Source organism: Vibrio sp. J2-4, from assembly GCF_021728155.1.
Lineage (GTDB): Bacteria > Pseudomonadota > Gammaproteobacteria > Enterobacterales > Vibrionaceae > Vibrio > Vibrio diabolicus.
In genome coordinates this window covers 1,054,183-1,079,761 of sequence record NZ_JAKKCN010000001.1, presented here as the reverse complement: position 1 = coordinate 1,079,761, position 25,579 = coordinate 1,054,183, and the positions used below count along the sequence as shown (strand labels likewise).

General features: G+C 45.7%; 19 protein-coding genes. 6 read left to right on the top strand and 13 right to left on the bottom strand.

Annotation, left to right across the window (positions count from 1 at the left end; all coding sequences use genetic code 11):
• Position 1 precedes the first annotated feature (1 nt).
• The 10 genes from L3V32_RS04910 to L3V32_RS04865 all read right to left on the bottom strand — a co-directional run bounded on the left by L3V32_RS04910 (position 2) and on the right by L3V32_RS04865 (position 13,727).
• Positions 2 to 4,387, bottom strand: a complete 4,386-nt coding sequence (locus L3V32_RS04910; protein WP_237283911.1) for an RHS repeat-associated core domain-containing protein — start codon at positions 4,385 to 4,387, stop codon at positions 2 to 4.
• A 423-nt stretch (positions 4,388 to 4,810) separates the two neighbouring features.
• A complete protein-coding gene (locus tag L3V32_RS04905) occupies positions 4,811 to 5,227 on the bottom strand; it encodes a hypothetical protein (RefSeq protein WP_237283910.1) in 417 nt (138 codons plus the stop codon).
• Entirely contained in the window at positions 5,211 to 6,263 is a 1,053-nt protein-coding gene (locus tag L3V32_RS04900) for a formate dehydrogenase subunit gamma (protein ID WP_237283909.1), read from the bottom strand. The genes L3V32_RS04905 and L3V32_RS04900 overlap by 17 nt, the downstream gene beginning before the upstream one ends.
• 14 nt (positions 6,264 to 6,277) lie before the next feature.
• On the bottom strand, positions 6,278 to 6,886 hold the full coding sequence (fdh3B, locus tag L3V32_RS04895; protein WP_005377536.1) for a formate dehydrogenase FDH3 subunit beta: 609 nt from the start codon (positions 6,884 to 6,886) through the stop codon (positions 6,278 to 6,280).
• 11 nt (positions 6,887 to 6,897) lie between these two features.
• Complete coding sequence (locus tag L3V32_RS04890; RefSeq protein ID WP_053807412.1) at positions 6,898 to 9,753, bottom strand: formate dehydrogenase subunit alpha; 2,856 nt, start codon at positions 9,751 to 9,753, stop codon at positions 6,898 to 6,900.
• A gap of 10 nt (positions 9,754 to 9,763) precedes the next feature.
• Positions 9,764 to 9,964 carry a twin-arginine translocation signal domain-containing protein gene (locus L3V32_RS04885; protein WP_005396171.1) on the bottom strand — a complete coding sequence of 67 codons (201 nt, stop codon included), beginning with the start codon at positions 9,962 to 9,964 and terminating at the stop codon, positions 9,764 to 9,766.
• A gap of 73 nt (positions 9,965 to 10,037) precedes the next feature.
• Positions 10,038 to 10,664, bottom strand: coding sequence for a molecular chaperone (locus tag L3V32_RS04880; RefSeq protein WP_237283908.1), 627 nt, complete (start codon positions 10,662 to 10,664; stop codon positions 10,038 to 10,040).
• 9 nt (positions 10,665 to 10,673) lie between these two features.
• A complete protein-coding gene (locus tag L3V32_RS04875) occupies positions 10,674 to 12,335 on the bottom strand; it encodes a 4Fe-4S dicluster domain-containing protein (protein WP_237283907.1) in 1,662 nt (553 codons plus the stop codon).
• A 308-nt stretch (positions 12,336 to 12,643) separates the two neighbouring features.
• Complete coding sequence (locus tag L3V32_RS04870) at positions 12,644 to 13,273, bottom strand: DUF3306 domain-containing protein (protein WP_167426579.1); 630 nt, start codon at positions 13,271 to 13,273, stop codon at positions 12,644 to 12,646.
• Positions 13,263 to 13,727: a DUF3305 domain-containing protein gene (locus L3V32_RS04865; protein ID WP_005396177.1), complete on the bottom strand. Its 465-nt coding sequence runs from the start codon at positions 13,725 to 13,727 to the stop codon at positions 13,263 to 13,265. The genes L3V32_RS04870 and L3V32_RS04865 overlap by 11 nt, the downstream gene beginning before the upstream one ends.
• A gap of 325 nt (positions 13,728 to 14,052) precedes the next feature.
• Here L3V32_RS04865 and L3V32_RS04860 point away from each other — a divergent pair, with 325 nt between their 5' ends.
• Positions 14,053 to 14,886 (top strand): formate dehydrogenase accessory sulfurtransferase FdhD, encoded by an 834-nt coding sequence (locus L3V32_RS04860; RefSeq protein ID WP_005396179.1) that lies wholly within the window; start codon positions 14,053 to 14,055, stop codon positions 14,884 to 14,886.
• Positions 14,887 to 15,248: 362 nt separating this feature from the next.
• Here the strand turns inward: L3V32_RS04860 and L3V32_RS04855 are convergent, their stop codons facing one another.
• From L3V32_RS04855 to L3V32_RS04845, 3 genes are all read right to left on the bottom strand, one after another.
• Entirely contained in the window at positions 15,249 to 16,841 is a 1,593-nt protein-coding gene (locus L3V32_RS04855; protein WP_012841837.1) for an ABC-F family ATPase, read from the bottom strand.
• A gap of 217 nt (positions 16,842 to 17,058) precedes the next feature.
• A complete protein-coding gene (locus L3V32_RS04850) occupies positions 17,059 to 19,098 on the bottom strand; it encodes a cache domain-containing protein (RefSeq protein WP_237283906.1) in 2,040 nt (679 codons plus the stop codon).
• Positions 19,088 to 20,539, bottom strand: a complete 1,452-nt coding sequence (locus tag L3V32_RS04845) for a sigma-54 dependent transcriptional regulator (protein WP_005396186.1) — start codon at positions 20,537 to 20,539, stop codon at positions 19,088 to 19,090. Before L3V32_RS04845 ends, L3V32_RS04850 begins: the two co-directional genes overlap by 11 nt.
• Positions 20,540 to 20,872: 333 nt before the next feature.
• Between L3V32_RS04845 and L3V32_RS04840 the strand changes: the two genes are divergently transcribed.
• Genes L3V32_RS04840 through L3V32_RS04820 form a run of 5 tightly spaced genes read left to right on the top strand, consistent with a single transcriptional unit; the run spans position 20,873 to position 25,506 of the window.
• Positions 20,873 to 21,691 (top strand): substrate-binding domain-containing protein, encoded by an 819-nt coding sequence (locus L3V32_RS04840; RefSeq protein ID WP_005396187.1) that lies wholly within the window; start codon positions 20,873 to 20,875, stop codon positions 21,689 to 21,691.
• Between the two features lie 6 nt (positions 21,692 to 21,697).
• A complete protein-coding gene (locus L3V32_RS04835; RefSeq protein ID WP_005396188.1) occupies positions 21,698 to 22,396 on the top strand; it encodes an ABC transporter permease in 699 nt (232 codons plus the stop codon).
• Between the two features lie 50 nt (positions 22,397 to 22,446).
• Positions 22,447 to 23,166, top strand: a complete 720-nt coding sequence (locus L3V32_RS04830) for an energy-coupling factor ABC transporter ATP-binding protein (RefSeq protein WP_074191453.1) — start codon at positions 22,447 to 22,449, stop codon at positions 23,164 to 23,166.
• Positions 23,144 to 23,731, top strand: coding sequence for a molybdenum cofactor guanylyltransferase MobA (gene mobA / locus L3V32_RS04825; protein WP_025534433.1), 588 nt, complete (start codon positions 23,144 to 23,146; stop codon positions 23,729 to 23,731). Before L3V32_RS04830 ends, mobA begins: the two co-directional genes overlap by 23 nt.
• Positions 23,728 to 25,506 carry a bifunctional molybdopterin-guanine dinucleotide biosynthesis adaptor protein MobB/molybdopterin molybdotransferase MoeA gene (locus L3V32_RS04820; protein WP_237283905.1) on the top strand — a complete coding sequence of 593 codons (1,779 nt, stop codon included), beginning with the start codon at positions 23,728 to 23,730 and terminating at the stop codon, positions 25,504 to 25,506. Before mobA ends, L3V32_RS04820 begins: the two co-directional genes overlap by 4 nt.
• Positions 25,507 to 25,579 lie beyond the last annotated feature (73 nt).

Here is a 25,579-nt window from a genome sequence, read left to right as displayed (position 1 = left end):
TTTAACTTAGTCCTTTGGAATCAATTTTAAATTCTGCCACTTCTACTTTTACATCTGAGACATTCCCACCTTCAGGGATGTTTGCTTGAGTATGTATATATCGAATAGGTATACCGAACGAAGCTGCATGTTGAATTTTTCTTGCTGTTATTTTTTCAGTCGTCCCTTCCTTTTTTTCAGACATTAGGTTGGTGATTTCTGCAGTGTATTCCGTTGTCCCTTGCTGATATGCCATATTTCCAATTTTTCTGCTACCCAGCGGGCTGCTACCCCCTTTAGCCTCAACAATGATAATTTCACCTGGTGGTGGCTCTTCCACCTCGTAAACCATATCAAAGTCGCCCGGCTTCGAAATTGAGGTTCCAATATCTTTGGGATGAAGCAGCTTAGCATTAGGACGTTTACTCCGGACAAAGTCATCCGCGGCTAACTCACCAATTTTTGCAGACTGTTGGTTAATATTGCCAATTTGAGCGTTATATCCCTCTTCGCCAGCTCGAGCGTCGATTGCCTCTTGACGCTCTTTCAAGCATTCATCAATTTTTTCTTTGTTTCTTTCTGTTAGCTCATAATCACTCGTATTGAGTTCAGAGTTTTCTTTATACTCTGCTTTATTCAGCACAAGATCTTCAGTGAAGATCGTGCAACCTTCTTCCCCGCCAACTTTCTCTGAGTCAAAAACATGCGCATTGACAAATTCCTCAATCCCAACAACATACTGCACTTCGTGTCTGCTGCCATCTGAGTGATTAATATGACGATAAAAAGTAATCTCGTTTCTCTCACAATCAATATGGTCTAAATCGTATTCATATCGAATATTGTTTTTACCATTGGGTTTTCGGATTTTGACTTGCGAGCGAACGCCATCTTCTCCGACAGATGACTCTTTTGCTGCCTCTAAAATCTGATCGCAAACCTCTTGGGGGACATCGCTTTGCGCCTGATACTCTGCCAACATTTGACCCAAGCGTTTTAGCCCTTCTTCACATAGGAAACCTGTTGGGTCAATCCATTGAATTGGGTTGACTGCATATTGGTAATGGTTAATGCCACCAGCAATAGATATCGGATCTTGTTGGATAAAACGTCCTAGCTTAGGATCGTAATACCGAGCGAGGTTGTAGTGTAAGTCGGTTTCTTGATCGAAATACTGCCCTTGAAAACGCAATGGATTTGCTACATTTTCAATATGTACATGAGCAAAACCGTGAGCATCGTAACTTGCACTCCATACAACATTCCCTTCGCAATCGATTAGTCGCTCTGGTTTACCAACTTGATCGCACTGGTACCAATAAATAACGTCATTTTCTAGCAGTGCCACTGGCGTGTAGGTTTCAGGTTGATATAGGTACCAGCGGAAAGCACCTGAAGAGCGTTCACCAATTAAACGTTCACCTTCCCACAAGAACTCTGTAACGCCTTTTTGTGTAATTTTCTTCGTTCTGCGCCCTAGAGCATCATATTCATATTGACTGATGCCATCGTCGGTGTGAACTTCAATGAGCTGATTTAACGCATCAAACACTCGAGTCTGAACGTGTCCTTGCCCCTCACGTTTTGTCTGATTTCCTTGCGCGTCATATTTGAACCGGACATTATCGTGTACTTCAATACGATCAGCGAATACCTCTGAAGATGGCAAAGTAGGATTGCCAAAACTATCGTATTCAAACTTAGTCACTTCTCCGGAAGCATTGACTCGTTTCAGTTGCCCTAAGGCATCGTACTGATAGTGTGTTGCTCCTGCCGTATTATCAATGATTGATGAAATACGGTTTTGCGCATTGTAAACGTACTTTTTCTCTCTATCAGGCCAATGTTGTTCGACCAAACGACCAACACCATCATAAATGATGCGCTCATTAAAATGTGCCGTTTCAATTTGGGAAACTCGTCCCATTTCATCGTAATGAAATTTGATTTGAGGTAAATCTAGGTTTCCAAACCGAATCGCTGAAAAACGCCCATATCGATCATAAGAGAAGTTCAGCTCCGTATTATCTGGCAGTACCTGAAATACGCGTTGGCCAACTCTGTTAAACTCCTGCGCTATCTCAAACTGACCTTGAATGCGCTTTGTTAAATGCCCGAATGAAGAGTATTGGTATTGCAATGTTTGATGGCGATTGGATGCGAAAGTAAGTCGACCACCAAGCGTATAGTTGAAGTGGTTCTCTACAATACTGCTACCATTTCCTGCTTTGACGTGCTTGAGATAACCCGCAGCGTCATAGCGATACAGCACAGTCCTATCGGCGACTTGCTTACGATGGATCCGCCCCATATCGTCATAATCAAATTGGCTTTGTAGATTATCAAACCCAACAGTTCCTGATAGCTGGCCTTCATCGTCATACAGGAATTCGAATTCTAAGCCGTCACTCCGAACTAATTTAGTCAGGTTACGTTGTTGATCGTATTCGTAAGAAATATGGCTGCCATCGGGAAAGATGACTGCTTCTTGTTGTGCGAGTGCTCCCCATTGATACGAGGTAATGCCTGCTGGAGTTCGAATCTGAGCAACACGGCTGTGCTCATCGTAAGAATATTCTTCGCTATAACCGACTTTGTCTTCGTCGTTAAAATAACGAACTGATGTACGCCTGCCAAATTGATCATAAGCGAGTTGAGCAATACACCCGTCGGGATAAGCGACGCCATTCACTAGATCTTCTTCGTTGTAGCTGTAACGAAGTAATGTACCGTCTATTTCATTCGCGATAAGTCTTTGTTGTTCATCCCACCACCACTGACTTTTCTTACCATCTTCAGACTCTTTTTTGACGACTTGACCGTGTTTATCGTAATCATATTCCGTGACACAGCCGAACTGATCGGTATCCCAAACTCTTTGACCAAGGCTATTGTAGTACGCCTTCTCGATATCCCCGTCAGGTGAAACCGTTTTAACTAACTTACCTAAGCCGTCATAACCATATTGAACTTCTTTGCCAGAGGAATGAAACTTAGAAACTAATTGACCATGCTGATTATATTGATAATTGACCGTTGACTGATCAGGATAGATAGCTTGTGCTTTTCGTCCTAATTCATCATATTGCCATCGCCAAGTTTTACCGGTGGGGCTTATTTTCTCGAGTAAGTTACCCTGCTCGTCATGCAAGAAAGACCATTGATGATCTAACGAGTCAGAATAAGAAGAATGATTTCCCTGATAATGGAAGCGATAGTCATAAATTCCTGCGTCCCCAACGTTCCTGATGCATTTCGCGTTAGCACCTTCGCCATCCCATTCAAAATAATGAGTAAAGCCAGTTGGTCGTACACGCTTAACAATTAAATGGCCGCGGTATTGGTACTGTTCCTTCAAGCCCAAATGATTGGTTGCACTGACCAAATCATCGTGCTCATCATAGGTATAAGTTGTCAGAACTTTTTGGGACTTTGCATTAAGCAGCTCTACAAGGCGTCCTTGCTTATCATATTGACATTCAAGAACCGGACGCTTGTTATATGCAATCTCGATCAATCGATGGTTTCGAGAATACTGCAGTTGAAACGTTGAAAACGTGCCATTTCTGACTTGTTTAACAAGCCAACGATCATCTTTCTGTTCAAATCGATATTGATGCCCATTAGCTAGCGTCACGATTCGAGTTGCTGAATTTAGGAAATAACAGCTCGCACCAGCGTATATCTGGTAACTTGTTGCTCCAATATCTACTGGCTCAAATTCTGCGATATCTGCCTTATCGTCAACAAACTCCCAAGCGATAACGTTGTCTTTCTCGTCCGTCTTCTCGTGCAATTCAAACTGAAATGCATGTCGCCAACCAAAGCCCATTCCATGATTTACATCCGACTGCGATGAGCGGTAAGTACGCTGCCAAGTAGTACCTTGTTGTAGCTCGATATCATAGAGTTCGAGAATTTCTTCACCCGTCACAAGTGATACAGGATCACCGGCTTTCTCATGTTTTTCGCTGCTTTGTTGCTGAGGCTTGGCGGATGCGGAACTTCTGCCACTCTTTTTATTCGACTTCCCCTTTCCCTTCGATGGTTTTGCATTGACGGTATTTTGAGTCGGTGGAGGCGTAACCGCAGAGGAGAGTGCGTAGTTTTCTCCGGTCGGTACAATTCGAGCGACATGCAAGTCACCGTTCACCAAAGCATTGGCAAACGTTGAATTATAGTGTTGGGAAGTAAGCTCACCGTCAGGTATGTTTGGCTTGAATTGACCAATCAAATAGAACAAGTCTTCGACAGAGCGAAGGTCAAGCTCACCAAAGCTCTCAAGAAACTCTATTGCCTCTTGTTTGGTCACGAATGTTTTAGGTTCGCCGCTAGTAAGTAACTGACCAGAGAAGTGATAACTTTCGCCAAAGCGATTCGTGATAGGAATGACGAATTGAGGGATCATAGCCGTAACGTGTTTGTCCTTTTCTTACCTTGCCGCATCATTTAATGCTCGTTTCGCTCTTTTTATTTGTGAGAGCAAGATGCCTTAATCAAACATCCTCCGATAGAGATTCCTCTGTATGCGTAGACTGAATGTATTGATGGCAATTTTCACGTATGCAACTCTTTGAATTTCTGAGCGCAGCGTACTTTAACGGGACGATGAATCCTGAGTAAATGAACAATAGCGTGAGTGAGACTAATGTCTCATCGCGACGCGATTTTTTTACATGTTTCTTACTTAACTATGATTTTCTGCCCAGTTACGTAAATTCACTCAATAAGTTGCATCAAGTATCACCTGTGGGACTCAGCGCTTCATATTTGAGACATGACAGCAACAAAAAAACCGCCTATTACGGCGGTTTTGCTTAAAGAATACTGATTAAAGGTTTGGACCTGTCGATGGTCTGTGTGGTTGGTTATTGCGCAGTTGCTGCATCCCTTGAAACATTCGCATAAACCACACCAAGATGGCTAATGCAGCAAACACCATCCCTACCCAAGGAATAAAGTAAGCGGTGGTTTCAAGCAAAGTACTATGCAACCAATAATCACTCACGCCAACGAGTACACCATTAGAAGTCGCGACGGTGACGATCAACACAACAAAAAACGTCAGGTAGAGAAAGAAGGTACGAATTAAACCGTAGTAATGAGAAATCACTACGTCGCTGTCTTCTCCCTTATCTAATCGGTAACCAGCATAGATAATTGCGATAACGCCTGAGATCAGAAACGTAAACGGAGTCAGACAGCTCAGGATGTACGCAACCCAAATCCCGTTATGAGGTTTGTTCATTCGCTTTCGCTCCTTTTGCTTCCGTTTGTGCCGTATCTGTTTCGCCCATCGCTTCTTTGGATTTCATTTCTTCATACCAAAGATCGTGATGCTCTTTCGCCCATGTTTCATCAACTTCACCTGTCACCATGCCTTCTAGCGCACCTTCCATACCGAATAGACCAATATAGATGTGGAAGATAAAGCCACAGATTAGAATCAGTGCCGAAATCGCGTGAACTAAGTTAGAAAGCTCCATGTCACGGCGAGTTTGGCCAAAGATAGGAAAATCTAGAACTAAGCCACTCACTGCCGCGATAGCACCAAAGAAGATCAATAACCAATAGATTGCCTTCTCGCCACCGTTTGAGAAACCAGCTGACGGATGTGTGCCTTTGTGTTTACCAACCATACCGCCCATTTTCATGAACCAACGAACATCAGTCATGTTTGGAATCGACTTGCGCCACCATTTAAAGAGCACGAGCATCAGCAAAATGAAGAACAATGGTCCCATGTAATTGTGGTACTGCTTCGCCAACATGACGATAAAGCCCCAGAACTCAGTAGGAACGTACGGTTTTAAGAAGTGCTTACCGTAAACCAGCATCAAACCACTGAATGCCAACGTTAAGAATGTAAACGCCATACTCCAGTGAAGCGCGCGGTCTAAACGAGACCAACGTTTCATTTTTCTGCCAGTACGCGGCTTGCTAAGCATTAAAGGGCCAACGAGTACGTAAGCCATGATTACCATTGCAATACTGCCGAAAATCGCGACAGCACCAGCTGGAGACATCCATTTCTCTTTTAGAATGTACCAAGTCTCACCAGGTTTACTGATCAATACGCCATGTTCTGGCGATTGAGACGTGGTGTAGCCTTCTTGCCCCTCTCTGACCTCGCGCCAATAGTCTGCCCCGGCGAGTTGCGTGATCTCCTGTTGAATAACTTTAGAAGATTGTTCCTCTGCTGAAGCAGGCATTGCGAAAGTCAGCAGCAATGCCGTCATCATTGACAGCATTGCTAGAGACGCACGTTTAAGCGTGTTTAACATGTGCCTCTCCTTACTTAGCTTTTCGTCGCATCGTAAGAAAGATCGTTTCCGTCTGTCCAACCTGCGTTTTTCGCGCCGCGTTCTACCACACGTTGACGGAAAATGTCAGAGACTTTCTCTGCGTCACCCGCAAGCAGCGCTTTGGTTGAACAAAGCGATGCACACATTGGTAACTTGCCTTCTGCGATACGGTTCGCACCGTATTTTTGGCGCTCTTCCTCAGAGCCAGGCTCTGTTTCTGGGCCGCCCGCACAGAAAGTACATTTATCCATTTTGCCACGTTCACCAAACGCTTCTTGTTTAGGGAACTGAGGTGCGCCAAACGGACAAGCAAACAAACAGTAACCACAACCGATACACAGATCTTTATTGTGAAGAACGATCCCGTCTTCGGTATGTTCAAAACAGTCTGCTGGACAAACTGCCATACAAGGCGCATCGGTACAGTGCATACAAGCAACAGAGATGGAGTTTTCACCAGCTTCACCGTCGTTCAGTGTTACCACGCGGCGACGTTGAATGCCCCATTCAAGCGCATCGTCGTTTTCGTTCTTACATGCAGTAACACAGCCGTTACACTCGATACAGCGTTTGGTGTCACATAGAAATTTCATTCGTGCCATTGTCAGACTCCTTACGCTTTACGAATGTTACATAGGGTTACTTTGGTTTCCTGCATCAAGGTAACCGGGTCGTAACCGTAAGTGGTTGCCGTGTTGGCCGATTCGCCAACAACGTAAGGCTGTGTACCTTCTGGGTATTTAGGACGTAGGTCTTCACCTTCGAACTTACCGCCAAAGTGGAACGGAATGAACGCCAAGCCAGGTTTCACACGACGTGTTACCATCGCTTTCACCTTGATTCGTCCCTTCTCTGCACCTTCAACCCAAACATCGTCACCATCTCTGAAGCCAAGATCGTTCGCGTCTTTCGGGTTCACTTCAACAAACATTTCTTGTTGAAGCTCGGCAAGCCAAGGGTTTGAACGCGTCTCTTCACCACCACCTTCGTATTCAACCAGACGGCCAGAAGTCAGAACGATTGGGTACTCGCCCGATTTGTCCTGCTCTTGAATGGATTTATACAACGTAGGAACACGGAAGATGGCATCTTTGTCGTCCCAAGTTGGGTAATCCGTTACAAGGTCACGGCGTGGTGTGTATAGTGGTTCACGATGCAGTGGTACGCGGTCTGGGAACGTCCAAACAATCGCACGCGCTTTCGCATTACCAAATGGAATACAGCCGTGCTTGATCGCGACACGCTGAATACCGCCAGAAAGGTCAGTCTTCCAGTTTTTACCCTCTGCTGCCGCTTTCTCTTCAGCAGTTAGATCGTCCCACCAACCAAGTTGTTTCAATAACTTGTCAGTGAACTCTGGGTAACCATCTTTGATTTCACAGCCTTTCGAGTAGCTGTCTTCTGCAAGAAGGCTCTTGCCTTCGAATTCCACACCAAAGCGCGTACGGAAGTTGCCGCCGCCTTCTGCAACCGTCTTAGACGTATCGTACAGAATGTGTGTACCTGGGTGTTTCATTTCCGGTGTACCCCAACATGGCCAAGGTAGACCGTAGGTTTCACCGTTGACAGGGCCACCTTCCGCTTCCAATGTGGTTTTGTGGAACGTATGCCAGTTTTGTTGGTGCGCTTTCAAACGCTCTGGGCTTTGGCCTGTGTAACCAATCGTCCACATGCCTTTGTTGAATTCACGCGTTAGGTCTTCAATCACCGGCTGGTTGTTTTCAACACGGATATTTTTGAACAGAAGATCTGAATAGCCCAGTTTCTTCGAAAGCAGGTACATGATTTCATGGTCAGGTTTTGATTCGAACAAAGGTTCAATCACCTGATCACGCCATTGTAGAGAGCGGTTAGAAGCGGTAACACTGCCGTATGTTTCAAACTGTGTTGTTGCAGGAAGCAAGTAAACGCCGTCGGTACGGTCGTTCATTACCGCAGCAACAGTTGGGTATGGGTCCACAATCACCATCATGTCCAACTTCTGCATCGCTTTTTTCATCTCAACACCACGTGTTTGAGAATTCACTGCGTGACCCCAGTAGAACATTGCACGGATGTTTTCGCGTTGACGAATGTTGTCTTTGTTTTCCAGTACGCCATCCACCCAACGAGATACAGGAATACCTGCACTGTGCATTGGTTTTTGACCACCGTAAGCGTTGTCATCGAAACGACCTTTAATCCATTCGTAATCGATTTCCCACACTTTTGACCAATGACGCCAAGCACCTTCAGAAAGGCCGTAGTAGCCCGGTAGCGTGTCAGAAAGTACGCCAAGGTCGGTTGCGCCTTGTACGTTATCGTGACCACGGAAGATGTTTGCGCCGCCGCCTGATTTACCAATGTTACCAAGTGCTAGCTCAAGCACACAGTAAGCACGTGTGTTGTTGTTACCGGTAGTATGCTGAGTACCACCCATACACCAAACGATACAGCCTGGGCGATTTTCAGAAAGCAGTTTTGCTGTTTGGTAAACGTCTTCTTCGCTTACGCCTGTTACACGCTCAACTTCTGCTGGCGTCCACTTCGCTACTTCAGCACGGATTTCATCCATACCGAATACACGTTGACGGATGAACTCTTTATCTTCCCATTGGTTTTCGAAGATGTGCCACAACACACCCCAAATGAATGCAACGTCAGAACCAGGACGAAGTGATACATAGTGATCCGATTTTGCTGCCGTACGTGTACGACGAGGATCCGCTACGACGATCTTACAGTTATTCTTCTCTTTCGCGATCAGAATGTGCTGCATCGCTACTGGGTGTGCTTCAGCTGGGTTTGAACCAATGAACAGCATCGACTTACAGTTGTGCATGTCATTGAAAGAGTTGGTCATCGCACCGTAACCCCAAGTGTTCGCTACACCCGCCACGGTTGTTGAGTGACAAATACGCGCTTGGTGGTCAACGTTGTTAGTGCCCCAAAGTGATGCCATTTTGCGGAACAAGTACGCTTGTTCGTTGCTGTGCTTTGCGCTTCCCAAGAAGTAAACCGAATCAGGGCCAGACTCTTTGCGGATGTCCATCACCTTGTTACCGATTTCTTCGATCGCTTGATCCCAAGAAAGCTTTTTCCACTTACCGTTTTCAAGCTTCATTGGGTATTTAAGGCGGCGCTCACCATGACCATGTTCACGCAGTGCTGCGCCTTTTGCACAGTGACCACCGGCGTTAAATGGGTGGTCGAATGCAGGCTCTTGACCCGTCCAAACACCATTTTGAACTTCTGCGTAAATACCACAACCCACTGAACAGTGAGAACAGATAGTACGTTTAACTTCTGTTTTCGCTTCTGGATCGACGGATTTTGCTTGCGCCTTTTTCATCATTCCCGGTGCGAATAGACTAGCACCAACCACTGCGCCACCAGCGGCAAGCGAAGTGTTTTTCATGAATGCACGACGAGATACGCCAAGCTGGTTCGTTTCTTTGCTCACACTGTCGGAGCGTTTGACAAGTTTCATCCGTTATCTCCTAAAGTGTGTCGTAGTAATCGCGAATGTGTTGAGTTTCACGATACCCTTTCTTCTTCACGTCTTTTTCAGAAGGCTCAACCGTTTCTGAAGCAACGGCCACTTTTGTGGTTCCCGCAACAACAGCACCAGCAACGGCAGCGGTTGTGAAGCCTTTTAGGAGATCCCTACGGCTTGTGTTTATTTCTTTATTATCTTTCATCATTGCTTCCTTACCTTACGGTAGATCTTTGGAGACTCATGCCTCTCTATCGATATGACCAAGTACTGCTCGATTACTCGTAATCAGTGACGTTTTTCACATCAATTTTTAATTTGCTCTTACTGCTTTTGGTGTTCACGCTAAAGCGCACTTGCTCTAACGTTAAAAATGCATCGCAAAGCTGTGCAGCTGGCTTGTAGAAGTTCACGCTTTCTGCGTTCTCTAGTTGGCGCGTAAAAGATTGGAACCAAGGGGCGATGTGTTTGTTAAACACCGCTTGTTGAAGTTCTTCCTCTTCACCCGTCAGCATTGCCATCACTTCGCACAGTGCAGAAATATGGTCTTCAGGCTCTTTCACGTTCTCTTCTCGTTCGATGCCTAAAAGTTCCAAATCGCGACGAATTTCCGCTAACGGTTTTTCCATCATCGAGCCAGTGCGATGCCAAGATCCGAATGGCACAACTTCACCACGTCCAATGCCAATAAACAGATCTCGATATTCTTCTTCTAACGCTTCTCGCTGCGCTTCGTTCGCGGCTTGTTGCAGTGCGAGCCAAGCTTTTTGCATCGCGCTCTCAGACGGTTCAATTTCTAGCGATTTCAAGAACGCCAGCATTTCATCACTTGGCGCACTACGAAAAAGTGCGGATAGAACGAGATAAATGTCCGTTCTCAGTGTTTGTTCTTGTTGTGTATCCACTGCGAGCTCCTAGTATTTCAATTGATTCATTGGATCAGCAGCCATCGACTCAAACATGTCGATCACACGACAGTCTTCACACATGGCGATGCGATTAATGGCGGCTTCATCAGAGAAATGAGAATGACCGCGAAGCTTGTTTTGCAGCATGTCGATCATCGATTGCGGAGCAAAAGGCTTGTGACAGCGAATGCACTCGGCTGCCTTTTCTTCATGAATCACAACCGCTTTCTGGCGTTCTTCTTTCACCCAGTTCATACGAGGAGTAAGCGTCAGCACTTTCTCTGGACACGCTTTCTCGCACAGCCCACATTGAATGCAGTCTTGCTCGACGAATTTAAGCGACGGAGATTGACCGTCCGTATGCAATGCACGTGTTGGACACACCGCTACACAGCTCATGCACAACGTACAATCTTTGCTTTCACAAGAGACCGTGCCGTAAGGTGCGTTTGCTGGCAGTTCAACAATGTTCTCAACTGGAATACGTGATGCGGACAACGCATCCAACGCCGTAAATAGACGCTGACGTTTGTTACCTTGCAAATCACCTAATGCCAAATCAAAAGACTCGGTACAAAGTGTCGGAGCACTTTCACGTAGTGACTCTAGATACAGAATGTCGATGGTTTCTTTAGCGATACCAAGCTGGTCGAGCAACTCTTGAGCAATACCTACTTCGCTATTAAGCACACGAATAATGGTTTGAGGCATAAAACGCGAAGCCGCAAACAGCACCTGAGTGGCACCGTTCACAAGCGCAGCGAACCAAGTATCAATACCAACCGAAGGCAGTTCTTCCACCACAATTGGAATCACGTTATCTGGCAGTGCTTTTAGTGCCATCACGTTGTAGCTCTCGTGGCGAGAACTACAAATCAATACGATAGGGTCTAAACCACCCGCTTGCTCATAGTTGGCGAGCGTACGTTCAATAAACTTTTGGGTATCTTCGGGGTTTGGCAATGCGTAATGAATAGCTTCCGTCGGACACGCTGTAGCACAAGTCCCAACGCCTTGACATAGGTATGGGTTGATCTCGATGCGATGGCCCGTTTTGTCGCTGCCTTCACTCGATAGTGCCCCTGCCGGACAAGCATCCACACAACGTTCGCAACCTTTTACGCCACGAGAGCTGTGTGCACATAGATCGGTATCTAAACGGAAGAATTTCGGTTTATCGAACGTCCCCATCAAGGTTGGAATTTCTTCCAACGCTTCAGCCAGTTTCGGATAGCCACGACCGACTGGGTAGTAGCCTGGTACTGGTACTTCTTCCGACATGCAGCTGTTTAGGCAAAGATCGAGTACGATATCGAAACAATCGCTATTGATCGCGACCTTGGCAAGGTTGTTGGTCGAACCATGATTTTCAATGAGAACTTCAAACGTACCTAAGAACCCTGAAACCTGAACCGAATTGGCGTAGTAAAGCTCGGGATTTGTGCCCTTTTCGCCGTCGGTAGAAAGCAGCGTTAGGCTGTTCATTTGCGACAATTGCGCTGCCGCACTTTCGATGATTGCCGTTGGACCTACAATCAAAGTATTACCGCCGCTTTCATAGCTTACGGTTGGTGGAATAAGATTGGTCAACTCTACGGTATTTGCGAAAGCGTACAGCCTCGCTTTACCGTTATTGGAAGTTGCTTGTTCTAATAATTGTTTCAGCATTGCTCAATTCCATTTATGAACATGGATAGTCTTTTCCATCTCTTAGTGTAGTTAGCGCCGGAGATTCTGCTGATTAACTTATCAATGAGCATTCTTATTCCGCCATCTATAGGCGATGAATACTACGCAGTGCGTCCGTACTAACTTCAACCAGATTGGTATTGAGCAACAAAAAGCAAATGTCATGCCAATAAAATATCAATTAAAATTCAATCAGTTAGACATTTCACCGACAAATAGTAGGGATAAAAAAACCGGTTGAGACATTTTGTCCCAGCCGGTTCATTGAGTGTTTAGTCAAAATGTACCTATTCTTTGTGTGGTATATTTTGTCTCACCTCGTTAGGCGGTGATTCCTCAGCAAAAGTATCACTTTCACCAGATACTGTATTTATATACAGTTCATTTTCATCTTGGGTAATTCCGGCACTTTTTTCGGCGTTTGGTTCTGCGTCTTCAACCACTTCAGATGAGATATCGTCAGCGTTAAGTTCAGATCCTTGCGCCGTTTCAACGTTTGGTTCTTCTTCCACTTTTTCTTTAACCCAATCACGCAGCGTCTCTGCGACGTCTTTAGAAAGTGACTTTAAGTTACTGTAATCATCATCGTAATCGTCTAGGCCATCACGCACGTTAAATTCTTCGGACAAGAACATTTTGCGCAGCGCGGCTTTCTTAACGCTTTCTGAAGCTTCAGAAACCAGCAGTTGCGCCACAGACATTTCTTCGGGCTTTTCAGTCTCTACACTCGCGGTAATGTCTGGTGACTGACTAACCTCGTTGACGTTCAAAGCGTCTGAGCTTTCGTCAGCGTTTGAAAGCGCTGTGACACAATCTTCGGATTGCTCCGTCTCTGCTATCGGCGTGATCTCTTCATCCTGTTGGGAAGATTCTTCTAACTTACGTTTCGACCAACGGCTTAAAAAACTAGTTGCCATTTGCTCTGCCCGCTCCTTTGCGTTTCTTACGTCTTACTTCTAACAACTCACCGTGGCGACCAATAAAGGCTTCCATCCAAGCCTGAACGGCTAACGGCATATCGTTGGATAGTACAAGGTTGTCGCCATCCATATATTGCGCCGCGACAGATTGTGAAGCCGTTAGTAACTGTATCGCTGGTTTTTCACCAGACTCGACGTTATCCATCACTAAAAAAAGTTTAGGTTGCTGAGAGCTTAAGTTAAAGCGGTAGTCTGTACGTTCGTCTTTGTGCAATTGCAACAGACAAACATCGGGAGTCTCTTCCGTCGGATTTAGTGCAAACCCCGTCAACTGCCATTGGGTTGTTACCCAAATCCCTGTACTGATCTCATGCTCAACAAGCTCTACGCCAATTGGCCATGCGTCTTCGGTCTTCTCGTAATTGTTCTCGAAATCTTTCTTATCCGACATAACTCACCCAGTTTTTCTATTTTGGTCTGAAAGCAAGCAGGACACTTTGACCTTACTTTCGACCATTTTATTGACTTATAAGCAATAAACGAGCCACACTGATAAAGCTTAGCCTATTCATGTCCTCTGGCTATAAGTACCAAACTAGCCGAAACTCAAATGTACTGATGTGTCATTACTGCGAACTCGCAGTTTTAATGCATTGTTGACATAATACCTCGCAATTTTTGTGGGAACCGCTATTTTGGAACGAGATTTGCTTTGCTAACCACTTAGCAAGCTAAATGCGTAGCAACCTAACGCTCTTAATCACTAGGACACGACTGTGCTGAAACCAAATATTATTAAAACCAGTGAAAATCCCCTGCAAACCATTGAAGTCGACGTGTACGACGAGTACGGCGAAAAACTGACAAAGCAAATCGCGTGCGAGCGCCCTCTTACGGTCATGCTGAACTGGAAAGAAGTGGTCACGCTCATGACGCTAGGTTCGCGTCCTGAAGCGCTGGTACTGGGTTATTTAAAAAACCAAAGCTTCCTGTCTGATCCAGCAGCGATTGAATCCGTCATTATTGACTGGGAAACGCATTCCGCAGCGGTGATTACTAAAGAAAATACCGAACATTTAGAAGGCGCTCTGAAAAAGAAAACCGTCACATCTGGCTGTGGTCAAGGCACCATGTATGGCAATGTGATGAAACAACTTGAGAACTACCAAGTGCCTCAAGTTCCGCTTAAACAATCAGAAATTTATTCTGCGCTGGAAGCGTTAACTCATTACAACGACACCTACAAAAAAGCGGGCGCAGTACACGGCTGTGCGGTTTGCAAAGGCAATGAGGTATTATCATTTGTGGAAGATGTCGGCCGCCACAATGCTGTGGATACGCTTGCAGGTGAGATGTGGCTCAAAGAAGAAACAGGTGAAGATAAAATTTTCTACACAACTGGTCGCCTTACTTCAGAGATGGTGATTAAAGTGGCCCAAATGGGCATTCCTGTTCTACTTTCTCGCTCTGGCGTTACTCAAATGGGGTTAGATCTTGCGAAACAATTTGGCATTACGACGATTGCGCGAGCAAAAGGTTTACGCTTCCAAGTATTTACCGGAGCCGACAAGATTGAGTTTGATGTGAAAGGCGAAAGTGCATCTCGTTAACGAGAAAATAATACAAAACCGTCGATTCGTGTAAACTTATAACAATTGGGATAAGTAAATCATCACGTTATGAAGGCTTAATTAAACGATATAAGTCAGAAATAGCAACATGTGTTGTAGCAATAACAACGCTTGCTTTAATTGATGCTAACTACAGCTCATTCACAAAGGATGTGAACTATGGACAATGACCAACTGTGGAATTTTTTGCTCACGCCCAGTGGCATCATGCTCTCAATGATCATTACATTTGGTGTCGTCGGCATATATGCGTATATAACCGGTCAATTTAAGGATTAAGACCAATATAAAAAGCCTCGCTAAATAGCGAGGCTTTTGCTTTTTAAACGCTTCGCGAGTAATTACGCGTCAACGCCACGAGATTTTAGGAACTCAGAGTACGTGCCTTTGAAGTCCGTGATCTTGCCATCGCGGATTTCGATAATACGCGTTGCTAGCGAGTCTACGAATACACGGTCGTGAGATACGAAGAACAACGTGCCTTTGTATTGCTCAAGCGCGGTGTTCAAAGATTCAATCGATTCCATATCCATGTGGTTGGTAGGTTCGTCCATTAGCAGCATGTTTGGCTTGTGCATCATCAGCTTACCAAGCAGCATACGACCTTGCTCACCACCAGACAGTACTTTTACTGACTTTTTAATGTCGTCTTGACCAAACAGCATACGACCAAGGAAACCACGAACGACTTGCTCGTCATCACCTTCTTGACGCCATTGACCCATCCAATCCGTTAGGTTCATGTCTTCTGCAAAGTCATGCGCGTGGTCTTGCGCGTAGTAACCGATGTTTGAGTTTTCAGACCATTTGTACTCACCCGCACGCGGTTCAAGCACACCAGCAAGCGTGTTTAGAAGTGTTGTTTTACCCACACCGTTCTCACCGATGATCGCAACGCGCTCACCCACTTCAAAAATTGCATTGAAGTCTGAGAACAAGTCCTCTTCGAATCCTTGGCTTAGGTTTTCAACAATCAGAGCGTTACGGAACAGCTCTTTCGACTGTTCGAAACGAATGAATGGGTTTTGACGGCTAGACGCTTTAACTTCATCCAGTTTGATCTTGTCGATTTGCTTCGCACGAGATGTCGCTTGTTTTGCTTTCGATGCGTTTGCTGAGAAACGTGCAACGAACGTTTGTAGCTCTGCAATTTGTGCTTTCTTCTTCGCATTGTCGTTTAATAGACGTTCACGAGCTTGAGAAGCTGCTGTCATGTACTCATCGTAGTTACCTGGGTAAATGCGCAGTTCACCGTAATCCAAGTCAGCCATGTGCGTACATACTGAGTTTAGGAAGTGGCGGTCGTGCGAGATGATGATCATCGTGCAGTTACGCGCGTTTAGCGTGTCTTCCAACCAACGGATCGTATCCATGTCCAAGTTGTTGGTAGGTTCGTCAAGCAGCATAACGTCTGGGTCTGCGAATAGAACTTGCGCTAGAAGCACACGAAGTTTCCAGCCCGGCGCCACTTCGCTCATCAAACCGAAGTGTTGTTCCATTGGAATACCCACCGCAAGAAGAAGCTCGCCCGCTTTTGCTTCTGCCATGTAGCCGTCCATTTCCGCAAACTGAACTTCTAGGTCAGCCACTTTCATGCCGTCTTCTTCACTCATTTCAGCAAGTGAGTAGATACGGTCACGCTCTTTCTTCACTTCCCATAGCTCTTTATGACCCATGATAACGGTATCGATTACCGTAAATTCTTCGTAAGCGAACTGGTCCTGGTTTAGTTTTGCAACGCGCTCGTTTGGATCGTAACTCACGTTACCGCTGGTTTGCTCAAGCTCGCCGCTGAGGATCTTCATAAAGGTTGATTTACCACAACCGTTAGCTCCAATTAAGCCGTAGCGATTACCTTCGCCGAACTTAACTGAAATGTTTTCGAATAGCGGCTTAGCGCCGAATTGTTGAGTAATATTCGCTGTGGAGATCAAAACCTTTACCTTAGCAATTGGGGTGTATTTAGAAAAACCGGGCAACGGTACTTGTTCATGCTACATACTGCAAGTGTTGTTTTTATTAATTCATCGCTAGTGAAACCATCGCAGTGCTTCTTCAAAGCAAAAAACTCAAGCATAAATGCGTCATTGAATACCAAAAAGAGCCAGCATCATCACTGGCTCTTTTTTCATTAATACTTCCAAAAAGTGACTAAGCGATATTCGTCACCTCTAGGATCAGCTCGGCTTTTTTAGGTAAATAAATACTAAATTTACTGCCCTTTCCCCATTCCGACTCGGCTTTTAGCTCACCACCCGTTTGGCTGAGGATACTTTGGGAGACCGACAGCCCTAACCCTGTACCTTCTCGCTTCGTTGTGTAAAATGGTGAGAAGATTCGACTCAAGTTTTCTGGTTTAATACCGCAACCCTCGTCGATAACATGAATCGCAGCTCCTTTCACTTCGCCCTCTTCAATCCAGTCTTCACTGACTACTGTTAACGTGCCTTTGCCGTTCATTGCGTGAATGGCATTCATTTGCAAATTAACTAAGATTTGTAGCAAGTGGTGACGGTTTATCTCAACGGAAGTATGCGCTTGTAGGTCAGTCACAAACTCAACGTCGCGTTTCTTGGTGCCCGTTTTAACTAAGGTGATGCTTTCATCAATAATAGGATTGACATGTTGCCAAGTGATTTCATCTTGAACACCACCTTGGCGACTGTATTGCAATAAACTGCGCGTGATATTGCGAATACGGTCGATTTGCGCGTGAATCGCATCAATCTCCTCTTGTACTCGACTTGCATCGTCACCCAATTCAAAATGAATCAATTCTACGTTGCCAAGAATCACGGCGGTTGGGTTATTAATTTCGTGAGCAATCCCCGCGGTGAGTTCTCCCAGTGCTGCCAGTTTTTCATGAACAACGAGTTTGTCGCGGGTTTGGTTAAGCAATTGAATATGCAGCTCTAGATCTTGGGTTTTTTCTCTAAGGCTTGCCGTACGCTCTTGAACTTTGCATTCAAGTTGCGCTGCGGAGTTCTTCAGTTCAATTTTGCGCTCTTCTAGCGCGTCTAACATATCATCAAACTGTCTGGCTAACTGCGCAAGTTCATGATCGGCATCCAATCCCAACGGACCAATCCGTTTTTCTTTTCCTTGTTGGACCTGCTTCACCACTTTATGGATGCGTTCGATCGGTCGAAACAGATCATAAGAACCGCGATATACCATCACGCCGGAAACCAGCAATAACATAACCGTAATCAAGCTAATTTCTGCAATGTTGGTCATGTAGGCTTTAACGAATGGCCACATTAGGTAACCGGTATAAAGCATACCAATGACGTTGTCGTATTGGTCTTTGATCGGTTGATACGCCGTAATATACCAAGCGTCATACACATAGGCTCGGTCAACCCACTGCTCACCTTTTGAAAGTACTTGGTTATACACTTCTGCGCTCACGCGAGTGCCTATGGCGCGCCCTAACCTATGCTCGCTGTCTAGAGGAACGTTGGTGCTCACACGCAAATCATCAAGAAATACGGTCAATGTGCCAACCGGACGAAGGCGATCATTATCGCTGAGATAGATTAAGTCGCGAATTTGATCTACCAATACAGTGCTGTTATTGAGAAGCAAACCACCATCAAGAAAGCCGATCAAATCATTCGTTTGGCTATGCACAGGAATCACGGTTCGACTGACTAGCCCACGTGCTTCCATGCCCCCATCGGCAAGAATAGGCACTTCCGCTCGTTTAGCGAGTTCAGGATCGAGGCGTTCGAGTTCTTCTTTATTGAGTACATCAAAAAACGATTCTCGCTTAGTGAGATCCATAAAGCGGAATTTGTTTTCCATCGAGTTAACGCGTTGGAAAGAGAGAAAATCTAAAGCATATCGTTTCTTCTGCTCAGTGACCCACTTTTGCAACTCATCTTGCGGTATCCCTTGATTGATGCGAATACGAAAATCGTATGAGTCAGCAAACGCACGTACGTAATTCGATTGCTTTTGCTGTAACAACGTTACGCTGTTATTCGCAACACCCAAACGTTCAGAAACATCCAGCAGTGCATTTTGCCACGTATAATGGATGGACCAATAAATGGTAATCCCGATCAGGGCTATCAAAGTGAGGAAGATAGGTGCGGAGGTTAAAAATAATAAGCGATAACGCACCATAGTTTTAAAACGGTGCGTCCATTTCGACAATCCTTTGTGCTGCGGGCCGTTAGTCGGCATATTCCTCATCCTCAGAATCCCATTCTTTATACTTACGTTCTAAGGTCTTACGCGCCACGCCTAAGTCACGAGCAGCGGCTGATTTGTTGCCTTCGTGCAAATTAACGACCTGTTTTATATGGGCTTTTTCGACTTCTTTCAGTGTCCAGTTGTTTGGATACCCTTCACCGGTGAACTCTCTACCTTCTTTAAACGTCGGTAGTTCAGCAGAATGAGAAACAGTAATCGACACATTAGGCAATGAGTGTCCACCATTCAGCTCCCGCCAATAATGCGCAGGCGGTTTGCCAAGCAAAATGCATCGCTCAATCAAGTTTTTCAGTTCACGAATATTGCCTGGCCAATCGTACTCGCTCATCGCTTCCATATCTTCGTGCGCCCATTTTGGCGCAGGCATACCAAGCTCCCGCGTCAGCATATTGCTGAAAAATGGCACGAGCTCAAACAAATCGGTTTTGCGCTCACGCAGAGGACACACTTCGATTTTGAGCACATTCAAACGGTAATACAGGTCACTGCGGAAATTGCCTTGGTTGACCTCTTCTTGCAGATTACGGTTGGTTGCCGCCACGATACGGACATCAATGCTGATTTCTTTTTCTGAACCAACAGGACGGATAGTACGCTGCTCCAAAACGCGTAACAGCGACGCTTGCATTGCAAGTGGCATTTCCCCGATTTCATCGAGGAACAAGGTGCCGCCATTTGCTACGCGGAACAAACCTTCACGAGATTTTTTAGCACCGGTAAACGCGCCCGATGTATGACCAAATAACTCACTTTCAAGTAGCTCTGGCGCAATTGCTCCACAGTTGATAGGCACAAATGGGCCCGTTCGCCCACTCGCCTGGTGAATACCTCGCGCAACCAGCTCTTTACCCGTACCCGACTCACCTTCCACCAAAACAGAAGCTCGCGATGGTGCAAACTGGTTAATCAGCTGCTTAAGCTGACGCGTTTTTTCTGAACCACCGATGATCTCGGAAGTATTGTGACGCTGGTAATCACGCTTCATTGCGTACTGCATGCGCTCGTTCAAACGGCGATCCATACAGCGGCTGACCGCTTTTAGCATCTGCTCAAGGTTGAAGGGCTTGAGGATAAAGTCGGAAGCACCAAGTTGAAGTGCGCGAATAGCAATCTCTAAATCCGCATAGCCCGTCATGAAGATCACATCGGCACGTTTGTCGTCATCTTCAAACGCTTCTTCCCACTCAATCCCAGAGCGCCCCGGCAGATTAATATCCAGTAAAATCAGATCATAATGTCGAGAATTACGCAGTTGCTCTGCTTCTTCGATGCTGCCAGCAGTGTCGACATGTGAGAAAAGCTTCCCCAATGCCTTTTTCAAAATGGCTTGCATGCCCAATTCATCATCAACGACCAGTACGGAAAAGGCGTTATATTGTTGGTTTGTACTAATATGGGATTGAGTAGACATATTTACCCCAGATGGCTTCGGATGGGACAGAGTGTACCAAGTTTAAACAGAGATACCCTACAAAAAGTGCGACATTTTGTACCAACGCAAACTTTTGTGCAAATAACCCCATGATTTAGTGCATAAATCGAGCACTTTTCGCTTGTAAAAGGTTGGCATCTTGTTTGCTATAAGGTGGCTACAGGGCGTATTCAAGTGATCTCAGGATGTTGGTGTTTGTTATTCCAACACCCTAAGACAACTTGCACTTTGAACTAATCGCTCTCGCCCAAGAGGCCTCTCCCAATACATCGGGAGAAAAGCCACAGAATCATTGGAAAGGAACACATAAAAATGAAAAAAATTGCGCTAACTCTGGCTGCGACGTCAATCACGCTTGTAAGTTACTCTGCGTTTTCCGCTCAAGATGGCGAGCACGTTCGCCTAGCAACCACTACCAGTACTTACCATTCAGGGTTACTTGATTACCTGCTTCCACAATTTGAGAAAGACACGGGCTACAAAGTCGATGTTATCGCTGCGGGTACTGGCAAGGCCTTAAAAATGGGCGAAAACGGTGACGTAGATTTGGTGATGACACACGCACCAAAAGCCGAAGGCACATTCGTTGAGAAAGGCTACGGCGTTCTACCTCGTAAACTGATGTATAACGACTTTGTAATTGTTGGCCCGAAAGCTGACCCAGCAAAAATCAAAAATGACGAAGGCGTGTTAGATGTATTCAAAGAGATCGCAAACAAAAACGCAACGTTCATTTCTCGCGGCGATGATTCTGGTACGCACAAAAAAGAAATGGGCTTTTGGGCTCAAACTAAAATCGAACCGAACTTTGGTGGCTACCGTAGCGTAGGTCAAGGTATGGGCCCAACTCTAAACATGGCGTCTGAAATGCAAGGCTACACCATGACGGACCGCGGCACATGGCTGGCTTACCAAAACAAATTGGATCTAGAAATTCTGTTCCAAGGCGATGAAAAACTGTTTAACCCGTACCAAGTTATTCTTGTTAATCCTGAGCGTTACCCAACAATCAACTACCAAGGCGCGAAAGCATTCAGTGATTGGTTGGTGAACCCTCGCGGACAGGAACTTATCAATGGTTTCCGCCTAAACGGTAAACAACTGTTTGTTGCGAATGCTGAGAGCAAATAACGCAATATGAATCTTGCTGATACAACACTGGAAGCGCTTCGCTTACTGGTGAATTTTGATGCAGACCTATGGGAGATCGTTGCGGTCTCCTTTAGTGTTTCTATCACGGCAATATCTTTAGTGGTATTGCCGGCTATTTTGATGTCCTTTGTACTGGCGTATACCGACTTTCGCGGTAAATGGTTTTTGCTGTCGATCGTGAATACGCTGCAAGCGGTTCCTACCGTCGTGATTGGCCTGTTGCTGTATATGCTGCTATCACGCGCTGGCCCTTGGGGAGACTGGCAAATGCTGTTCACTCAGAAGGCGATGATCTTCGGCCAAATGGTGATCTGTTTCCCTGTTTTGGTATCGATGATGCATGGTGCATTGCAATCTAGCGACCGTCGTGCAGTGGAAACCGCCATCACCCTAGGCGTCTCCATTCCGCGCGTGGCCGCTACGATGATTTGGGAAACCCGCTTTCCTCTACTCGCAGCTATCATTGCAGGGTTCTCACGTATCGTAACCGAGGTGGGCTGCTCAATGATGGTAGGCGGAAACATTATGGGCGTAACGCGCAATATTCCGACCGCTATCGCAATGGAAAGCAGCAAAGGTGCTTTTGCGCAAGGAGTTGCATTAGGAATTGTATTACTATCTTTAGCGTTGGCACTAAACTTCTTCTTATCAAGCATGAGAGGCAAAGGCTACCTCAGAACATAGAACATGAAGCAAACAAACGACTCACCATTAACCCCATGTAGAGGCGCATTATGACTATAAAAATCACCGCCGAACAGTTATCCATGCGCTTTAAAGAGCGTGTGCTTTTCCACATCCCTGAGTTAGCCATCGGCCCAAATGATGCCATTTATCTCAAGGGGGACAATGGTGTGGGCAAAACTACCCTACTCAAAATCCTTGCCGGCTTGCTCAAACCTTCTACTGGCGATGTTGTTGCGCCAAAAGATACGTGGCTGAAAAGACTGACGCGTCGCAATGGTCGTGTCGATGTGATTTATCTCCATCAATCTCCTTACCTTTTTGACGGCACTGTATATGAGAACGTAGTTTATGGAGTGAAATATCAACAAGACACACCAAAAGATAAGCGAGCTCAAGTTATTCACGCGCTGCGCATGGTAGGTTTAGAAACCTTAGCGGACGAACATATTTCCGTGTTGTCCGGCGGTGAAAAACAGCGCGTTGCCATGGCAAGGGCTTGGATCTTAAAACCGTCGATTTTATTGATGGATGAGCCAAGTGCGTCTTTAGACCAAGAATCCATTGAACGATTGGTGGTGATGGCGAAAGATCTTTTGGATCGTGGTTCGAGTATCGTGGTGACAAGCCATCAGGCCAACGCACTGACCGACTTGTGTAAAAAACAGTGGTGGATTAAAGACAAGACTTTGATAGAGTCTCCTCTGTTGTATGTCATACCAAAAGAAATATCCCAAGAGAATGCATATGCTTCAACCAACACAAACTAGTTGGGTCATTTTAGCTGGTGGCCAAGCCAGCCGTATGGGTGGAAAAGATAAAGGTCTGATTGAATTAAATCAGAAGCCACTCATCGAACACGTTATTGAACGTTTATCTCCACAAACACCACGCATTTTAATTAATGCCAACCGAAACCAAGATGCGTACAGCAAATTTGGTTTCGTATTTAGTGATCAATTCAAAGATTTCCCTGGGCCTATGGGCGGTATTCACGCGGGTTTGATGCATGCTGAAACTGACTGGGTCGGATTTGTACCTTGCGATAGCCCACAAATTAACACCGACCTTGTCGAGCGTTTCTGCCAAGCCGCCAAAGAAGACAGTGATATTTTGGTCGCGCATGATGGTGACCATCAGCAACCTGTTTTCACGCTCTACCACAAACGCGTACTGCCAAAACTCACCGCATTTTTAGAACGTGGTGACCGCAAAATCATTCTGCTCTACAAAGAGTGCAACACCAGTTACGTTGACTTTAGCGACTCACCAAACTGTTTCGTCAACTTGAACACTCCGGAAGAACTGGCGCAATTTGGACAATTAGAATCATGAAACACACGCTAAACATTCCTATTCTTGGTTTTGCAGCTTATTCAGGCACAGGCAAAACCACGCTACTTGAAGCCCTATTGCCAAAGCTGACTGAAGCAGGTTTACGCATTGGCATGCTAAAACATGCGCACCACAACTTCGATGTCGATAAGCCGGGTAAAGACAGCTACCGTTTACGCAAAGCTGGCGCATCTCAAATGCTGATTGCTTCTCGCAACCGTTTTGCGTTAATGACAGAAACGCCAGAGGCCGAAGCAGAGTTTGAATACCTCTTGACACGTTTTGATGAAGACAAGCTTGATGTGGTTTTAGTTGAAGGCTGTAAAAACATCGCGTTTCCTAAAATTGAATTGCATCGTGAAGAAGTGGGAAAACCTTGGCTTTATCCAAACGATGAAAACATCATTGCTATCGCTTCCGACAGTGCTGAGTTAGATTCTGAACTGCCACAAATGAACATCAATGATCTTGAAGCGATTGCTCAGTTCGTTATTCAGTATGTTCAAGAAGCGAAAGCGCCAAAAAACAAAGAGAAAGAAGCCGCATGTTGCGACACACTTTCTCCTGCTTTCCTTTCTGTGGTTCAAGGCCAAGAAAAAATCCTTTCTTTGGTGAACACGGTTTCGGAAATAGAAGCATGCAAGATTGAAAACGCCTATGGCCGCGTTCTCGCGGAACATATCATTTCACCAGTAAACGTGCCGCAGTACACCAACTCTGCGATGGACGGTTATGCCATCCGCAGTGATGATGTTGACCGCGATAGCTACCAAGTGATTGCTGAAGTGATGGCGGGCCATGCTTACGATCAGCCTCTGGAAGTTGGTCAAGCGGTGAAGATCATGACCGGCGCACCGACACCACTTAACGGCGACACAGTGGTCATGCGTGAGCAAGCCTCTCAAGAAGGTGACAAGGTCACCTTTAACGGTGCGAATATCAAAGCAGGCCAAAACGTTCGTCAAGCAGGTGAAGATCTCGTTATCGGCAGTGACGTCTTTACCGCAGGCACTCGCCTAGCCTCTCCAGAAATGGGCATGATCGCTTCTCTCGGTTTTGGTGAAGCGAATGTGTTCCGCAAATTGAAAGTTGCCGTGTTCTCCACCGGTGACGAAGTACAAGCGCCGGGAACAGAGCAAAAAGCGAATTCTATCTACGATTCCAACCGTTTTACCATCATGGGCATGCTTGAAAAGCTCGGCTGCGAGATTTTGGATTTCGGTATTCTGGAAGACAACGAACAGTTAATGATTGAAGCGTTGGAAAACGCATCGGCGCAAGCGGACGTGGTTATGACTTCTGGTGGCGTATCCGTTGGTGATGCGGATTACATCAAACTTGCCTTGGATAAACTTGGTCAAATCGATTTTTGGCGAATCAACATGCGTCCGGGACGTCCACTAGCGTTTGGTCAAATCAACAACAAGCCGTTCTTTGGTCTGCCGGGCAACCCTGTTGCCGTGATGGTCTCTTTCATTAATTTTGTTGAGCCTGCACTGCGTAAGATGCAAGGCGAACAAGGCTGGAAGCCTCTGAAAGTGAATGCCATCGCGACTGAGAATCTTCGCTCTCGCCAAGGTCGTACCGAGTTTAGTCGAGGAGTCTATGAACTGGATGACACTGGCCGTTTAACCGTTCGTACAACAGGAAAGCAAGGCTCTGGTATTTTGCGCTCAATGAGTGAGGCAAACTGTTTGATCGAAATCTCCCCAGCTATTGATACAGTAAAAGCGGGAGAAAGCGTGACAATTATCCCACTTCAAGGCAGAATCTAGCCCAAACTAGAAATTCAAAGGTCAGCGAGTCTGGCCTTTTTGTTTAATACAGAAACCTTTTCAGAGAGACAGC

Bases quoted from the DNA above. Each gene is read 5' to 3' on its own strand.
- L3V32_RS04910 (WP_237283911.1), bottom strand. From the start codon at position 4,387: ATGATCCCTCAATTCGTCATTCCTATCACGAATCGCTTTGGCGAAAGT.
- L3V32_RS04905 (WP_237283910.1), bottom strand. From the start codon at position 5,227: ATGAACAAACCTCATAACGGGATTTGGGTTGCGTACATCCTGAGCTGT.
- L3V32_RS04900 (WP_237283909.1), bottom strand. From the start codon at position 6,263: ATGTTAAACACGCTTAAACGTGCGTCTCTAGCAATGCTGTCAATGATG.
- fdh3B (WP_005377536.1), bottom strand. From the start codon at position 6,886: ATGGCACGAATGAAATTTCTATGTGACACCAAACGCTGTATCGAGTGT.
- L3V32_RS04890 (WP_053807412.1), bottom strand. From the start codon at position 9,753: ATGAAACTTGTCAAACGCTCCGACAGTGTGAGCAAAGAAACGAACCAG.
- L3V32_RS04885 (WP_005396171.1), bottom strand. From the start codon at position 9,964: ATGAAAGATAATAAAGAAATAAACACAAGCCGTAGGGATCTCCTAAAA.
- L3V32_RS04875 (WP_237283907.1), bottom strand. From the start codon at position 12,335: ATGCTGAAACAATTATTAGAACAAGCAACTTCCAATAACGGTAAAGCG.
- L3V32_RS04870 (WP_167426579.1), bottom strand. From the start codon at position 13,273: ATGGCAACTAGTTTTTTAAGCCGTTGGTCGAAACGTAAGTTAGAAGAA.
- L3V32_RS04865 (WP_005396177.1), bottom strand. From the start codon at position 13,727: ATGTCGGATAAGAAAGATTTCGAGAACAATTACGAGAAGACCGAAGAC.
- L3V32_RS04850 (WP_237283906.1), bottom strand. From the start codon at position 19,098: ATGCCGACTAACGGCCCGCAGCACAAAGGATTGTCGAAATGGACGCAC.
- L3V32_RS04845 (WP_005396186.1), bottom strand. From the start codon at position 20,539: ATGTCTACTCAATCCCATATTAGTACAAACCAACAATATAACGCCTTT.
- L3V32_RS04840 (WP_005396187.1), top strand. From the start codon at position 20,873: ATGAAAAAAATTGCGCTAACTCTGGCTGCGACGTCAATCACGCTTGTA.
- L3V32_RS04835 (WP_005396188.1), top strand. From the start codon at position 21,698: ATGAATCTTGCTGATACAACACTGGAAGCGCTTCGCTTACTGGTGAAT.
- L3V32_RS04830 (WP_074191453.1), top strand. From the start codon at position 22,447: ATGACTATAAAAATCACCGCCGAACAGTTATCCATGCGCTTTAAAGAG.
- mobA (WP_025534433.1), top strand. From the start codon at position 23,144: ATGCTTCAACCAACACAAACTAGTTGGGTCATTTTAGCTGGTGGCCAA.
- L3V32_RS04820 (WP_237283905.1), top strand. From the start codon at position 23,728: ATGAAACACACGCTAAACATTCCTATTCTTGGTTTTGCAGCTTATTCA.